Below are 14,445 nucleotides of genomic sequence, written 5' to 3'. Positions count from 1 at the left end.
TTCAAGGGAATGGACCGAAGAAATTCGGCAGGACTTGGAATGGAGCGCAAACCGAACTGCTTGCTCGCATCATGGCCCAGGCCGCAGGTGCGGACGGCTTTCCCCGATTTCCGGATATGCTCCGGCCTCTCAATCGGCCGGCCGCACCCGCAGGATGCGGCCCTGGCTCGAGTCCGTCAGCAGGTAGACGTAGCCGTCCGGGCCCTGGCGGACGTCGCGGATGCGCTCGCCGAGCTGGCGGAGCATGCGTTCCTCGCCCGCGATCCTGTCGCCGTTCGTCTCGAGCCGCGACACGAGCTTGCCCGCGAGCGCCCCGACGAGGACGCTGCCGCGCCAGGCCGGGAACTTGTCGCCCGTGTAGAAAGCCATTCCCGAGGGGGCGATCGAAGGGTCCCAGTAGTAGACGGGCTGTTCCATGCCGGCCTTCTTCGTGCCCTCGCCGATCTTCGCCCCGGAATAGTCGACGCCGTAGGTGATGACCGGCCAGCCGTAGTTTCTTCCCTTCCGGGGGATGTTGATCTCGTCGCCCCCGCGGGCGCCGTGCTCGGCGGTCCAGAGCTCCCCCGTGGCCGGGTTGAGGGCGGCTCCCTGCACGTTGCGGTGGCCGATGGACCAGATCTCCGGGCGCGTGCCGTCGCGGCCGAGGAAGGGGTTGTCCGGGGCGGGCCCGCCGTCCGGGCGGATGTGGATGATCTTGCCCAGGTGGTTGCCGGGGTTCTGCGCCTGGTCGCGCAGGTCGAACCGGTCTCCGACCGTCACGAAGAGATTGCCGTTCCGGTCGAAGACGAGGCGCGAGCCGAAATGGTTGCCGCCGGTATGGGCGGGCTCCTGCCGGAAAACGATCCGGGAATCCGCGAGTTCCGTTCCCGCCTCGTTCAGGCGGGCGCGCAGGACGCTCGTGCCGGCGCGGCCTTCGCCCCGGTCCTCGGCGAAGCTGAGATAGAGCAGGCGGTTGCGCGCAAAGTCCGGATCGAGGGCCACGTCGAGAAGCCCGCCCTGGCCGCGGGCGGCGACGGGCGGCAACCCCCTGACCGGCTCGGAGAGCTCTCCGTCCTGGGAGACGATGCGCAGGCGGCCGGGCCGCTCCGTCACCAGCATGCGCCCGTCCGGCAGGAAGGCGAGGCTCCACGGATGGTCCAGGCGCCGGGCCACGGTCTCGACGATCACCTCCGCCTTGTCGGTGCGCAGGCGCTGGGTGTCCTGGGCGGAGGCCGGAGCGGCGGCGAGTGCCAGGGCGAGAGCGAGGAGGGGGCGAAGGCGGGTCATGGGAATCTCTCCGTCGGCCGAACAGGGCGGAGAGCTAGCCGTTTGCTGCGGCCCGTCAACCGGCCCGCCGTTCACGCCCGCGTCATCGGAGCGCGAAGGCCGCGCCGACGGTCGAGCGATGGTCCGAAAGGGCCTGGGTCGTGGTCGCGAGAACCGAGAGCGTGGCGAGGCCCATCAGCATCACGAGGGCGAGGGAGAACCGGCTCTGCTGCCGCGGGTCGAGGCGAGGGGCGCGGGACGCGACGTGGTAGGTATGGGTCCGGCGGGTGGCATGCATGGCATATCCCCAGGTACTTCACACTCGTTGCCGGAAAAACCTGTGCAAATCGGGAAAGTTCCAGGCATTACCCGAAAGATCGCTTCCAAGAAGTCGGCCAAGTGCAAGTATTAACGAATCGTTAACCTTTCGGGCACTGGTCGAGTCGGTGCGAAGCGCCCTCCGCCGTCATTCCCGAACGGCCCTTGGGCCGGGTCCGGAACCCATGAACGCCGGCGGTTCGGAACATGGCGCAACGGCTGCCGCCGCGTTCCCTCCTGCTTCCCCAGCGGTCATGGGCTTTTCAGATTCGTCGGCGGCCCGACGAAAATGGCCGGGCAGGCCCGGCCATCATCGGTTCGGCGGTGGGAGGCCTCGAGGGTCAGTTCCCTTCGACCGTCTTGATGTTCGCGGCCTTGATCACGTCGGCCCAGGTCTGGATCTCCTTGGCGAGATAGGGCTTGAAGGCCTCCGGATCGCGCACGTTGAGGGTGAAGCCGAGCTTGGTGATGCGCTCCTTCACGTCGGGCTTGTTGAGGATCGCGATGATGGTCTTCGACAGCTTGTCGAGAACGGGCTGCGGCGTTTTCGCGGGCGCGAAGAAGGCGGCCCAGGATTCCGCGTCCGCGTCGGTCACGCCCTGCTCCCGCAGGGTCGGCACGTCCGGCGCCTGGGGGTTCCGCTTCGGGCTCGCGATTCCGATGGCGCGCATCTGGCCGGCCTGGAACTGGGCGAGGACGCTCGGCAGGGTCGAGTTCGACACGTCGATGCGTCCGGCCATCAGCTCCGTCACCAGGGGCGCCGCGCCGCGGAAGGGCACATGGGTCATCTTGATGCCCGTACGGGTCATGAAGAGCTCGGTGGCGAGGTGCGACCCCGAGCCGACGCCGGTGGAGCCGTAGTTGAGCTTGCCGGGCTCCTTCTTGGCGAGGGCGATCAGCTCGGGGATCGTCTTCACGGGCAGGTCGTTGCTGACCACGAAGACATGCTCGAACGCGCCCGCGCCGGCGAGCGGCGCGAAGTCCTTGACCGCGTCGTAGCCGGGGTCCTTGAGCAGGAACATGTTGTTCCCGTGGGTCTGGTTGTTCCCGAAGACGATGGTGTAGCCGTCGGGCTCGGCGCGGGCCACGGCACGGGTGCCGACGGCGCCGGAGGCGCCCGCCAGGTTCTCGACGATCACGTTCTGGCCGAGGTCCTTGCCCATCTCCTCCGCCACGATCCGGGCGATCACATCCGTCGGCCCGCCCGCCGGGTAGGGGACGACCATCTTGATGACGCGGGTGGGAAAATCCTGGGCCAGGGCGGGAGAGGCCACGAGCGCGGCGCCGGCAAGCAGGCCGAGCGCCAGGCGGCGGGTGAGGGAAAGGTTCATCGGCGGGGAGTCTCCTCAAAAAGCCGCGGCAGGCGGGCTGTTTCGCTTGATCGGGCGGCTCATGCGGACTAGGGTCCGCCGCCGTCACACGGTCCCTTCTAATGCCCCGATCGGAGGATTCCCATGGGCTTTTTGTCTGACGCCCTTTCGCGCATCAAGCCGTCTGCGACCATCGTCATCACGCAGAAGGCGCGGGATCTGAAAGCTCAGGGCCGGGACGTGATCAGCCTGTCCGTCGGCGAGCCCGATTTCGACACGCCGGACAACATCAAGGAAGCGGCCATCGCGGCGATCCGCCGGGGCGAGACCAAGTACACCCCCGTTTCCGGCATCGTCCCCCTTCGCGAGGCCATCTCCCGCAAGTTCAAGCGCGAGAACGGCCTCGACTACAAGCCTTCGCAGACCATCGTGGGCACCGGCGGCAAGCAGGTGATCTACAACGCCCTGCTCGCCACCCTGAACCCGGGCGACGAGGTGATCATCCCGGCGCCCTACTGGGTGTCCTACCCCGAGATGGTGGGCCTGTGCGGCGGCAAGCCGGTCTTCGTCGACTGCACCATGGAGCACAACTTCAAGCTCCAGCCGGAGCCGCTCGAGCGCGCCATCACGCCGAAGACCAAGTGGGTCATCCTCAACTCGCCCTCCAACCCGACCGGCGCCGCCTATACCTGGGACGAGATGAAGGCGATCACCGACGTGCTCGTGCGCCATCCGCACGTGTGGGTGCTGACCGACGACATGTACGAGCACCTCACCTACGGCGACTTCGAGTTCGTGACGCCGGCGCAGGTCGAGCCGAACCTCTATGACCGGACGCTCACCATGAACGGCGTCTCGAAGGCCTATGCCATGACCGGCTGGCGCATCGGCTATGCGGGCGGGCCGGAGCACCTGATCAAGGCCATGGATTTCGTGCAGGGCCAGCAGACCTCCGGCGCCTGCTCGATCTCCCAGTGGGCGGCGGTGGAGGCCCTCGACGGCCCGCAGGACCACCTGCCGCGGTTCAAGAGGGCCTTCGAGGAGCGCCGCGACCTCGTCGTGTCCATGCTCAACCAGACCAAGTACCTGAAGTGCCCGACCCCGGAGGGCGCCTTCTACGTCTATCCGTCCTGCGCCGAGGCCATCGGCAAGACCGCGCCCTCGGGCAAGGTCATCCGGACGGATGAGGACTTCGTGTCGGAACTCCTGGAGTCGGAGGGCGTCGCGGCGGTGCACGGCTCGGCCTTCGGCCTCGGTCCGAACTTCCGCATCTCCTACGCCACCTCCAACGCGGCGCTGGAGGAAGCCTGCAACCGCATCCAGCGCTTCTGCGGGGCGCTGCGGTGAGCGGCCTGCCCCGGACGTTCCATCCGGATCCCGGGGCGGCTCCCTACCGGGCCAATCCCGCCTCCACGCACCGGGTGAAGTTCGACGCACGCGTCGACTTCACCAATGGCGGTTATGTGGAGGCGAAGGATTTTCTTCTGGACATCGCGGGCGACGGCGTCGCCCCCGAGCGTCTCGCCGAGATGATCGTCTCGGCCATGAACCTCCTGCGCGCGGGCCCCGTGACGATCACGGCGATGCGCGTCGTCCGGCGGGGCGAGCACGACGACGCCGAACCGGCCCGGATGCCGGCCGCCTGATGCCGTGCGCGCGAGGTACGCCTGTCGGCGTCCCATTCCCCAGGATTTCCCTCCTCCGCGATGGAACATCGTTCCTTGTGAGCCGTTGACCGCCTGCCAAAGCCAAGCTTTCAAGGAGATCGTCATGCTTCGCGCCGCCACAACCGTCGCTGCCCTGGCGCTGGTCGCGTCGACCGGGATCGGGGAGGCGCAGGCCCAGAACCGCGTCCGCGCGGGAGTCCTGACCTGCAACGTGTCGGGCGGGGTCGGCCTCATCCTGGGCTCCCAGAAGGCCACCGCCTGCACCTTCAAGCCGCGCCGCGGCCCGGCCGAGCGCTATGTGGGCGTGATCCGCAAGTTCGGGCTCGACGTGGGCGCCACGCAGCGCGGCGTCATCACCTGGGCGGTCTTCGCGGAGGGCCGGCCGGTGCCGGGCTCGCTCGCGGGATCCTATGTCGGGGCGACCGCCGAGGCGACGGTGGGCGCCGGGCTCGGGGCCAACGTGCTGGTCGGCGGCTCGAACCGCTCCATCGCTCTCCAGCCCCTCTCCGTGAGCGGCCAGACCGGCCTCAACTTCGCCCTCGGCGTCGGCGACCTGGAGCTGCGCCCGGGACGCTGACCCCTGAACGACCGGGCTTCCTTCTCAGAGGCCGGGCCCGTGCCCGGCCTTTCCCGTGAGGGCTCTCCTCCGACAAATCCCTTGCCAACTCCTTCCGACAGGCAGACCATCGCTGCCGATGCGGCCGGAAAGAGCGCGCTGACGGGGGCGGGAAGGAGACTCTCATGGCACCCAACGGCAGAGAAGCGAAGGGCCCGCGATGCATCGCCATCGTCGGCCCGTTCCAGAGCGGCAAGACCACCCTCCTCGAAGCGATCCTGGAGCGGACGGGCACGATCGGGCGAGCGGGCCGGGTCACCGCCGGCGACAGCGTCGGCGATGCGAGCCCGGAGGCCCGCGCCCATGCGATGAGCGTCGAGCCCAACGTGGCGACCGCGTCGTTCCTCGGGGAGACCATGACCTTCGTGGACTGCCCCGGCTCCACCGAATTCCTGCACGAGATGCGCAATGCCGTCCCCGTCTGCGACGCGGCGGTCGTCGTCTGCGAGGCGGATGAGCGCAAGGTGCCCGCCCTCGAGATCATCCTGCGGGAGCTGGAGGAGGCGGGCATTCCCCGCTTCCTGTTCATCAACAAGATCGACACGGCGACGCGGCGGGTCCGGGAGACCCTCGCCATGCTCCAGCGCGCCTCGCGCACGCCGCTGCTGCTGCGCCAGATCCCGATCTGGAAGGACGGCATCGCCGTGGGCTTCATCGATCTCGCCCTGGAGCGCGCCTTCATCTATCGCGAGCATGCGCCGAGCGAGATCGTCGACATGCCGGACGGCGAGACCCTGCGCGAGCGCGAGGCCCGCTTCGCCATGCTGGAACGCCTCGCCGATTACGACGACGCCCTGATGGAGGACCTGATCTCCGAGATCGAGCCTCCGCGCGACCGGGTCTTCGACGACCTGGCCCGGGAGCTGCGGGAGCAGCACGTGGTGCCGGTCTTCATCGGCTCGGCCGAGCGCGGCAACGGCGTGACGCGCCTCCTCAAGGCCCTGCGCCACGAGGCCCCCGGCCTGGAAGAGACCCGCGCCCGGCTCGGCGTGCCGGAGGAGGGGCCGCCCCTCGCGCAGATCGTGAAGACCCTTCACCTGGGGCAGGGGGGCAAGATGTCCGTCGCCCGCGTGCTGCGCGGTGCGTTTCACGAGGGCGATACGGTGATCGGCTCCCGGGGCGGCGAGTCCCGCATCGGCAGCCTCCTGTCCCTCGTCGGCGCCGCCTCGACCCGCAAGGACACGGCGGTGGCCGGGGAGACGCTCGGCTTCGGGCGGCTGGAGGAGCTGGCGACGGCGGACTGCTTCAGCACCGGCAAGTCGCGGCCGGATGCGATCCTGTCCATCGCGCCGCCGGAACCCGTCTATGCCCTCGCCATCCGCGTGAAGGACCGCAAGGACGACGTGCGCCTCACCGGCGCGCTCGCGAAGATCGCGGAGGAGGATCCTTCCCTCGTCGTCGACAACCGGCCCGAGATCGGGGAGATCCGCCTGCTCGGCCAGGGCGAGATGCATCTGCGCGTCGCGGTGGAGAAGCTCGCCTCCCGCTTCCAGGTGGGCGTCGAGACGGCCAGGCCGCGGATCGCCTACTGCGAGACCATCCGCGTGCCCGCTGCGGCGCGGGGCCGCCACCGCAAGCAGACCGGCGGCCACGGCCAGTTCGGCGACGTGATGATCGAGGTCCGGCCGCTCCCGCGCGGGGAGGGCTTCGCGTTCCAGGACAAGATCACCGGCGGGGTCGTGCCGCGCCAGTACATCCCCTCCGTGGAGGCGGGCGCGCGGGAGGCGATCCGGTGCGGGCCCCTGGGCTTCCCGGTGGTCGACCTCGCGGTGACCCTGACGGACGGGTCGTACCACACGGTCGATTCCTCGGACGCCGCCTTCCAGGCCGCCACGAGGCTCGCGCTCGCCGAGGCCCTTCCGAAGGCCAAGCCCGTGCTCCTGGAGCCCGTGCTGTCGGTGGAGATCTCGATCCCGAGCGAGGCGCTCTCCAAGGCGACCGGCCTCGTCACCTCCCGCCGGGGGCAGATCCTGGGCTACGATTCCAAGCCCGGCTGGCCGGGATGGGACGTGATCAGCGCCACGATCCCGGAGGCGGAGATCGGCGACCTCATCGTCGAGCTCCGCTCCGCCACCTCGGGAGTCGGCACCTTCTCGACCCGCTTCGACCACATGGCCGAACTGAGCGGCCGCCCGGCCGAACTCGTCATGCAGAAGGCGCATTGAGCCCTGCCAAGGGATGGCCGGACGTCCGGCCATCCTCCTCCGCTGTCCTTCTCCGCCATCCTCTCCGGCCCGTTCGACGGTGACGGCCCCGGACGCCGTTCCCGCCGCAGGGCCGCCGCCCCCAGGCGGAGCCGTTCCCCCATCGACAAAGAGCGCCTCCCACGCCAAGTTACCTCCAGAGGAGACGCCATCTCCCATAAGCAACCGCATATCGAGCGGAGGAAACAGGAATGAACGCCACGACCCCGGCGCCCGCCCCGGCGAGCGCCGACGCAGCCCTCACGAAGCCCTGGCTGCAGGCCTATCCGGCGCAGATCCCGGCCACCATCGACGAGGCGAAGGTCGGCACCCTCGTGGACATCTTCCGCGAGGCCGTCGCCCGTTACGGCACGCGCAACGCCGCCGACAGCTTCGGCAAGCGGATGACCTATGCCGAGCTCGGCCGCACGGCGGAGGCGGTGGCCTCCTGGCTCCAGGGGCAGGGCCTGCGCAAGGGCGACCGCGTCGCCATCATGCTGCCGAACGTGATGGCCTATCCGGCCGTGCTGTTCGGCATTCTCCTGGCGGGCGGCACCGTGGTGAACGTCAACCCGCTCTATACCGCCCGCGAATTCGCCCACCAGGTGTCCGATGCGGGCGCGCGGTTCCTGTTCGTGCTCGAGAACTTCGGCGCGACCGTGGAGGAGGCGCTTCCGGAGACGCATCTGGAGCGCGTCGTCCTCGTCACGCCCGGCGATCTGCTCGGACTGAAGGGCGCGGTCGTGAACCTCGTCTCGCGCTACGTGAAGAGGAGTGTGAAGCCCTTCTCACTGCCCAAGGCCGTGACCTTCCGGTCCGTCCTGTCCGAGGGCGCCGCGCGCCGGCTCGAGCCGGTCGCCGTCACGCCCGACGACATCGCCTTCCTGCAATATACCGGCGGCACCACCGGCGTCGCCAAGGGCGCGGTGCTGCTCCATCGCAACGTGGCGGCGAACGTGCTGCAATGCGAGGCGTGGATGCGCCCCTTCTTCGGCGAGCGCGACGACCACATCATGGTGGCGGCGCTGCCGCTCTACCACATCTTCGGCCTGACGGTCTGCGCCCTGCTGATGGCCCGCATCGGGGGCTGCATGCTCCTCATCGCCAACCCGCGCGACATCGCCGGTTTCGTGAAGACGCTGCAGTCGCGGCGCATCACCCTCATGTCGGGCGTGAACACCCTCTACAACGCGCTCGCACACGCGCCCGGAATCGAGAAGGTGGACTTCTCGCAGCTCGTCTTCGCCGTCTCCGGGGGCATGGCCACCCAGGCGGCCGTGGCGAAGAAGTGGAAGGAAGTGACGGGCCAGCCCATCGTCGAGGGCTACGGCCTCTCCGAAACCTCGCCCGTGGTCTGCGCCAACCGGCTCGACATCGAGGAGTTCACGGGCACCATCGGCTATCCGCTGCCGTCCACGCTGGTCTCGATCCGCTCCGCCGAGGGGCAGCCTGTCCCGACGGGCGAGCGGGGCGAGCTGTGCGTGAAGGGACCGCAGGTCATGGCGGGCTACTGGAAGCGCCCGGACGAGACGGCGAAGGCGATGACCTCGGACGGGTTCTTCCGCACCGGGGACGTCGCCGTGCTCCTGCCCGACGGGCAGGTGAAGATCGTGGACCGCATGAAGGACATGATCCTGGTCTCCGGCTTCAACGTCTATCCCAACGAGGTCGAGGACGTCCTCGCCCGGCACCCGGGCGTGATGGAGGCGGCGGTGATCGGCCTGCCGGACGAGCATTCCGGCGAGGTCGTCGTGGCCTACGTGGTGCGCAAGGATCCCTCCCTCACGGCGGAGGCCCTGCGGGAGTTCGCCCGGGAGAATCTCACCGCCTACAAGGTCCCGCGCCGCATCGAATTCCGCGAGACGCTGCCGAAGTCGAACGTGGGGAAGGTGCTGCGCCGCGTCCTCAAGGAGGAGGTCTCGAAAGCCGGTTGAGCCGGCGCCGAGGGCAAAAAAAAGCCGGGCACGAAGCCCGGCTAAAGTGAGGTCCGACTAATGTCGAAAACCTTCCAGAGGGAACGGCCGACACGGCAGCGCTGGGAGGAAGAAGCGGTGCCGCGTTGAAATCAGCCGCTGCTCATATCGTCCGCAGAGCGCCCTTTTGCAATGCAGCATGCCTCATGAAAGGGCTGCATTCTATGCATGGCTCCTGCCGTCAAGCCGTCAAGAATCGGGCAAGCCATCCAGCTTGGCGGGAATCGGGCGGGGCCGAACCGGCGTAAGCCCTTGCGGTCGCAGGCGTTCCCGCGGCCGCGGTTTTGCCGCGTCCGTGGCGGCTCCCGCCTTGGGCGGGCGGAATCCTCCGGAGACCGGGCCTGTATCGGCGCCGAGGAGGCGGGCTCAATACGTCCAGCGCTGGGCCTTGCTGATGAGGAAGTCGCGGAAGGCCTGGACGCGGGCCACCGAGCGCATCTCCTCCGCATAGACGAGGTAGCTGTCGAGGGAGGGCATCTCCACGTCCCGCAGGATCTGGGTGAGGTGCGGGTTGCCGACCACCACGTAGTCCGGCAGCACGGCGATGCCGGCGCCCGTCTCCACCGCGTAGCGGAGCGCGGTGATGTTGTTGACCACGTAGTGGTACTGCCGCGGCTCCTTGCCCTCGCGGCCGGCCGTGGACAGCCAGTGCACCGACATGAGGTAGGACGGCTCCTGCCCGCCGAAGGAGACGATCCGGTGCTTGTCCAGGTCCTCCAGGGTCTTGGGCTCCCCGAAGCGCTTCAGGTAGTCGTTCGACGCATAGACGTGGAAGTGGATGGTGAACAGACGGCGCTGAATCAGGTCCGGCTGGGCGGGGCGGCGCAGGCGGATCGCCACGTCCGCCTCGCGCATGGCGAGGTCGAGCTCCTCGTTGTTGAGGATCAGCTCGACCCGGACCTCCGGGTAAAGGTCGAGGAATTCCGCGATGCGCTGCGCCAGCCAGATCGAGCCGAGGCCCACCGTGGTGGTCACCTTGAGCACGCCGGAGGGGCGCTCGCTCGTCTCCACGAGGCGGGCCTTGGTGGTCTCCAGCCGCATGCGCATGTCGCGGGCGGCGCGGAAGAGCAGGTCTCCCTGCTCGGTGAGGATGAGGCCGCGGGCGTGCCGGTGGAACAGGGGCGCCTTCAGCTCCCGTTCCAGGGCGCTGATCTGGCGGCTCACCGCCGACTGGCTCAGGCCCAGATCGTCGCCGGCCCGCGTGAAGCTCCCCGCTTCGGCGACCGTATAGAAAATCCGGATCTTGTCCCAGTCCACGGCGTTCCCCTGGCGTCCCGGCCCTCCCGGCCGGGTTTCTTATCTCTTATCGCCGCCGGCCGGAGGCAATAGGAATTCCGGCCGACGATTCACCAAATCTTGTTATGAATTCATTCAGCGGCCTGCTGGGTCGTCTCCAGGGCCGCGAGGTAGCGCTCCGCTTCGAGGGCGGCCATGCAGCCCATCCCGGCCGCCGTCACCGCCTGGCGATACACGTCGTCCGCCACGTCGCCGGCGGCGAAGACGCCCGGAACGTTGGTCGCCGTGGAACCCGGCCTCGTCAGGAGGTAGCCGCCCGGCTTCATGTCCAGCTGCCCGGCGAAGATCTCCGTGGACGGCTTGTGGCCGATGGCGATGAACACCCCGTCCGTCCTGTGCTCGCTCACCTGGCCGGAGACCAGGTTGCGGAGCTTCACGTGGGTGACGGAGAGAGGCTCCGTCGTGCCGCAGATCTCCTCGACGGTCGCGTTCCAGATCACCTCCACGTTGGGCTGCCGGAACAGGCGGTCCTGCAGGATGCGCTCGGCGCGGAAGGAATCGCGCCGGTGCACCACCGTCACCTTCCTGGCGAGATGGGAGAGGTAGAGGGCCTCCTCGACTGCGGTGTTGCCGCCGCCGACCACCACCACCTCCTTGCCCCGGAAGAAGAAGCCGTCGCAGGTGGCGCAGGCCGAGACGCCGAAGCCCTGGAACTGCGCCTCGGAGGGAAGGCCGAGCCACTTCGCCTGGGCGCCCGTGGCGATGACCAGGGCATCGCAGGTATAGACGTCGCCGGAATCCCCCTCCAGCCGGAAGGGACGGGCGCCCAGGTCCACCTTGACGATGTGGTCCGACACCATCTTCGTCCCGACATGCTCGGCCTGCAGGCGCATCTGCTCCATGAGCCACGGGCCCTGGATCACGTCCGCGAAGCCGGGATAATTCTCCACGTCGGTGGTGATCATGAGCTGCCCGCCGGGCTGGAACCCGGAGATCAGCACGGGCTCCAGCAGGGCGCGGGCGGCATAGATCGCCGCCGTGTAGCCCGCGGGCCCGGAGCCGACGATGACGAGCTTGGCATGGGTATGGGCCATCAGGGAAACTCCAGTGGAAGCGCCGCGTCCGGCAGGCCGAGCGCATGGCGGTGGCGCGCCAGGCCCTCTGCGATGGCGCGCGCGACAAGGGGTGTCGAATCTAACGGTTCGTAAGGGGCGCCTTCAAGCCGCCCCTCGAAGGCATGCACAATTCCCTTCGCCCTCAGGGCATCGAGGAAGACCCGGAGCTTCCGGTGCCCCCCGGCCGGCTCGTAGACCAGGAGCGGCACGCCGGTGGCCGCAGCCTCGCCCACCATGTTGAAGGAATCCGCCGTCACCACCACCGCGTCCGCGAGGGCGAGGAGGGCGACGAAGGGGTTCTCCCCCTTGCCGTCCCAGAGGAACCCGCCGTGGCGGTCCGCGAGATCGGCCAGGGCGTCCCGGAGGCGCTGGGGCGTCCGTCGGGAGGCGGTGATCATCAGGGCCGCGCCGCTTCCGGCGAGGGCCTCCAGGCGGGCCGCGAAGCGGGCGCAGTCCTCCGCCTCGAACCGGTGGTGGCGGCTGCTTCCGCCCACCAGCACGGCGACTCGGGGCCGCTTCAGGCCCGCGAGGCGGGGATCGGGATGCGCTCTCGCCGCCGCGAGCCGCCCGGGCGAGACCCGGTGCGGCGGGGTGAGGGTGGTGAGCACGTTCGGGCCGCGGATGCGGTCGTAGCTCGGCGCCCAGATGAAATCGGCCGTCCCCGGCCCGGTGCGGGGGTCCTTCAGGAACACGGTGTAGGTCCGCCCGCCGCTGGCCCGCTTCACGAAGCGCAGATAGGGCACGGCCCGCCGGCCCGAGCCGATGAGGAGGTCCGGGAAGGGGGGCACGAGCGGGCTGTTGTGGGCGCCCGGCCGCTCCCGGGGGTCGATGGGTCCCCAGGGCATCAGCCAGCTGAAGGGCGCGCGGGGGCGGACGCGGCGGATCTCGGGGACGAGGCCGAGGGCGTCCGCGACGCTGAGCGCCTGCATCTCGTCGCCCGCCTTGCCGTCGGTCAGGACCCAGGAGGTGAGGCCGGCCTCGCGCAAGATTCGGTCCTTCTGCCTGTGGAGTTCATGGGATTCGTTGCGACTTAATCGCCAGCCCTTCTTGTGCAGTCCCTTTACAACGTCTACTCAGCCGAGACGAGCCTTTCCCGGAGGTCACGTGCGCGGACGCCTCGATTCCATAGACTGGGCCATTCTCAAGGAACTGCAGGCCGACGGCAGCATCACGAACGTGGAGCTGGCCCGTCGCGTCGGTCTGTCGGCGCCCCCATGCCTGCGCCGCGTGCGCGCGCTGGAGGCGGCCGGGGTCATCAAGGCCTATCGGGCCATGCTAGACCCGAAGGCCCTCGGGTTCGAGATCGTGTGCTTCGCCATGGTGCAGCTCGAGGTCCAGGGCAAGAAGGAGCTCCTGGAGTTCGAGCAGCGGATCAAGGACTGGACCATGGTCCGCGAGTGCTGGACGCTGTCCGGGGACATCGACTTCATCATGAAGTGCGTGGCTCCCAACCTCGCCGCCTTCCAGAATCTGGTCTCCGAACTCACGTCCCTGCCCAACGTGCGCAACGTCCGCACGGCGCTGACCCTCGACCTGATCAAGGACGAGCCGCTGGTGCCGATCGAGGACGAGGTCGAGGCGAGCAGCTGACCCGGTCGCCTTCGGGCGACATTGCGCGGCAATATTTGCGGGTTCCGGACCCTTGCTTTCGCCCGCCCGCAATAGCGGTTGCACGTTCAGGTCATGAGCTGCCGCCGCAGCCACAGCACGTAGTTCCGGGCGAGTTCGACCGCCCGGCCCGGCTCGTCCGGGTTCAGGATGCTCCTGTTGACCGCGAGCACGGCGAGCTGGGGGTGACGGGCGAGGATCTCGCCCTTCGGCCCGACCGCCAGGGCCTCGCCGTCGAGGGAATCGGTGCCTCCGCCTCCGCCGCCGTGCCGCCAGCGCTCTCCGCCCCCGTCGGGGAACGGGGTCAGGAAGAGGCCGGTCAGCCGGACCACGAGGCGCGGGCCCCGCCTGTCGAGCCGGTCGGCGAAGGAGGCGCGCAGCTGGTCCAGGGCCGCGGCGGCGATGAGGTCGGCGAAGGCGCCGAGCCCCTTCGCCCGCAGCACGCTCACGTCCACGGCGAAGGAGGAGAAGGATTGCGGGAAGGGCTGCGCCGGGGCGAAGAGCTGCGCCCGCGCAGACGAAACGGCGCCGCCCAGGGCGACGCCGGCGATTCCGGCCAGGAGGGACCGGCGGGAGAGGGGGAGCATGGTCGGGTCTCTCATCTCGTGCTCCCCTCTCATATGGGTCAGCCGAAGCGGACGCCCACGACCTCGTAGGACTTGCCGCCTCCGGGGGTCACGACCTCCACCGTGTCGCCCACGGTCTTGCCCATGAGGGCCCGCGCGATGGGCGAGGAGATCGAGACCCGGCCCGAGCGCACGTCCGCCTCCGGGTCGCCGACGATCTGGTACGTCTTCTCCTCTTCCGTGTCCTCGTCCACCAGCTTCACCGTGGCGCCGAACTTGATCCGGTCGCCCGAGAGCTTGGAGACGTCGATCACCTCGGCCCGGGAAATCAGGCTTTCCAGCTCCAGGATCCGCCCTTCGTTGAGGGACTGGGCCTCCTTGGCCGCATGATATTCCGCATTCTCCGACAGGTCGCCGAGCGCGCGGGCCTCCGCAATCGCCTGGATGATCCGGGGGCGTTCGACCTGCTGCCGGTGCCTGAGCTCTTCCTCGAGCGCCGCAAAACCCTTGATCGTCAGAGGGACCTTGTCCATCATTCGTCTCGTTCAAAAAGAGGTGCGAGGCCGCCGTTGCCGACGCCCTCGCTCATCAACGAAAACTTCCGTGAA

The 14,445-nt window shown here is 68.9% G+C and carries 14 protein-coding genes; 6 read left to right on the top strand and 8 right to left on the bottom strand.

From position 1 onward, the window contains the following. Positions 1–129 precede the first annotated feature (129 nt). The 3 genes from GDR74_RS13970 to GDR74_RS13960 all read right to left on the bottom strand — a co-directional run bounded on the left by GDR74_RS13970 (position 130) and on the right by GDR74_RS13960 (position 2,894). Positions 130–1,266 (bottom strand): PQQ-dependent sugar dehydrogenase, encoded by a 1,137-nt coding sequence (locus tag GDR74_RS13970; RefSeq protein WP_152586874.1) that lies wholly within the window; start codon positions 1,264–1,266, stop codon positions 130–132. 82 nt (positions 1,267–1,348) lie between these two features. Next, positions 1,349–1,543 (bottom strand): hypothetical protein, encoded by a 195-nt coding sequence (locus GDR74_RS13965; RefSeq protein ID WP_152586873.1) that lies wholly within the window; start codon positions 1,541–1,543, stop codon positions 1,349–1,351. Between the two features lie 361 nt (positions 1,544–1,904). Continuing rightward, positions 1,905–2,894: a Bug family tripartite tricarboxylate transporter substrate binding protein gene (locus GDR74_RS13960; protein ID WP_152586872.1), complete on the bottom strand. Its 990-nt coding sequence runs from the start codon at positions 2,892–2,894 to the stop codon at positions 1,905–1,907. Positions 2,895–3,017: 123 nt separating this feature from the next. Between GDR74_RS13960 and GDR74_RS13955 the strand changes: the two genes are divergently transcribed. The 5 genes from GDR74_RS13955 to GDR74_RS13935 all read left to right on the top strand — a co-directional run bounded on the left by GDR74_RS13955 (position 3,018) and on the right by GDR74_RS13935 (position 9,273). Continuing rightward, positions 3,018–4,220, top strand: a complete 1,203-nt coding sequence (locus GDR74_RS13955) for a pyridoxal phosphate-dependent aminotransferase (RefSeq protein ID WP_152586871.1) — start codon at positions 3,018–3,020, stop codon at positions 4,218–4,220. Next, positions 4,217–4,519 carry a hypothetical protein gene (locus tag GDR74_RS13950; RefSeq protein WP_152586870.1) on the top strand — a complete coding sequence of 101 codons (303 nt, stop codon included), beginning with the start codon at positions 4,217–4,219 and terminating at the stop codon, positions 4,517–4,519. The genes GDR74_RS13955 and GDR74_RS13950 overlap by 4 nt, the downstream gene beginning before the upstream one ends. Before the next feature lie 124 nt (positions 4,520–4,643). Continuing rightward, positions 4,644–5,117: a DUF992 domain-containing protein gene (locus GDR74_RS13945; protein WP_152586869.1), complete on the top strand. Its 474-nt coding sequence runs from the start codon at positions 4,644–4,646 to the stop codon at positions 5,115–5,117. A 164-nt stretch (positions 5,118–5,281) separates the two neighbouring features. Continuing rightward, positions 5,282–7,321 (top strand): elongation factor G, encoded by a 2,040-nt coding sequence (locus tag GDR74_RS13940; RefSeq protein WP_152586868.1) that lies wholly within the window; start codon positions 5,282–5,284, stop codon positions 7,319–7,321. A 230-nt stretch (positions 7,322–7,551) separates the two neighbouring features. Continuing rightward, entirely contained in the window at positions 7,552–9,273 is a 1,722-nt protein-coding gene (locus tag GDR74_RS13935) for an AMP-binding protein (protein WP_152586867.1), read from the top strand. Positions 9,274–9,678: 405 nt separating this feature from the next. Here the strand turns inward: GDR74_RS13935 and GDR74_RS13930 are convergent, their stop codons facing one another. The 3 genes from GDR74_RS13930 to GDR74_RS13920 form a co-directional block, all read right to left on the bottom strand. Continuing rightward, a complete protein-coding gene (locus GDR74_RS13930) occupies positions 9,679–10,569 on the bottom strand; it encodes a LysR family transcriptional regulator (protein ID WP_152586866.1) in 891 nt (296 codons plus the stop codon). Between the two features lie 110 nt (positions 10,570–10,679). Further along, the gene (gene trxB / locus GDR74_RS13925; RefSeq protein WP_152586865.1) at positions 10,680–11,642 is read right to left on the bottom strand and encodes a thioredoxin-disulfide reductase; all 963 of its coding nucleotides are present in this window, start codon (positions 11,640–11,642) and stop codon (positions 10,680–10,682) included. Next, complete coding sequence (locus tag GDR74_RS13920) at positions 11,642–12,649, bottom strand: mitochondrial fission ELM1 family protein (RefSeq protein ID WP_246179521.1); 1,008 nt, start codon at positions 12,647–12,649, stop codon at positions 11,642–11,644. Before GDR74_RS13920 ends, trxB begins: the two co-directional genes overlap by 1 nt. 118 nt (positions 12,650–12,767) lie before the next feature. Here GDR74_RS13920 and GDR74_RS13915 point away from each other — a divergent pair, with 118 nt between their 5' ends. Next, positions 12,768–13,253 carry an Lrp/AsnC family transcriptional regulator gene (locus tag GDR74_RS13915; RefSeq protein WP_152586864.1) on the top strand — a complete coding sequence of 162 codons (486 nt, stop codon included), beginning with the start codon at positions 12,768–12,770 and terminating at the stop codon, positions 13,251–13,253. An 86-nt stretch (positions 13,254–13,339) separates the two neighbouring features. Here the strand turns inward: GDR74_RS13915 and GDR74_RS13910 are convergent, their stop codons facing one another. Both GDR74_RS13910 and greA read right to left on the bottom strand, forming a co-directional pair. Further along, positions 13,340–13,873 (bottom strand): hypothetical protein, encoded by a 534-nt coding sequence (locus tag GDR74_RS13910; RefSeq protein WP_152586863.1) that lies wholly within the window; start codon positions 13,871–13,873, stop codon positions 13,340–13,342. Positions 13,874–13,896: 23 nt separating this feature from the next. Beyond that, on the bottom strand, positions 13,897–14,370 hold the full coding sequence (gene greA, locus GDR74_RS13905; protein WP_152587777.1) for a transcription elongation factor GreA: 474 nt from the start codon (positions 14,368–14,370) through the stop codon (positions 13,897–13,899). Positions 14,371–14,445: the final 75 nt, after the last annotated feature.

It is taken from the genome of Microvirga thermotolerans (assembly GCF_009363855.1).
GTDB classification, from domain to species: Bacteria; Pseudomonadota; Alphaproteobacteria; order Rhizobiales; family Beijerinckiaceae; genus Microvirga; species Microvirga thermotolerans.
The sequence above is the reverse complement of the archived record's forward strand: the minus strand, read 5'-3'. Positions and strand labels throughout refer to the sequence as shown.